Raw genomic sequence first — 273 nt, forward strand, 5'->3', positions numbered from 1 at the left:
GTGCCTACCTGCAGTGGTGCGCCGACAACCTGGCCCTTAACGGCAAGGGCGGCAGCCAGCACCAGCTGTTCCAGGCCGATGCACTGGCCTGGCTGGAAGCCGAGCGGCCTCGGTTCGATGTGATCTTCTGCGATCCGCCGACCTTCTCCAACTCCGCCCGCGCCGAGGATTTCGCCGTGCAGCGCGAGCATGTGCGGCTGCTGCGAGCGGCCGTGGCGCGGTAGAGCCCGGAAGGCGAGCTGTACTTCTCGAACAACTTCCGCCGCTTCAAGC

The 273-nt window shown here is 66.7% G+C and carries 1 pseudogene; it reads left to right on the forward strand.

Annotated features, from left to right (window positions below):
• Window positions 1–221, forward strand: a pseudogene (locus ACQG3P_RS19745) (bifunctional 23S rRNA (guanine(2069)-N(7))-methyltransferase RlmK/23S rRNA (guanine(2445)-N(2))-methyltransferase RlmL); the annotation flags it as partial.
• Between the last annotated feature and the right edge of the window lie 52 nt (window positions 222–273).

Source organism: Stenotrophomonas sp. SrG (assembly GCF_050031795.1).
Lineage (GTDB): Bacteria > Pseudomonadota > Gammaproteobacteria > Xanthomonadales > Xanthomonadaceae > Stenotrophomonas > Stenotrophomonas rhizophila_A.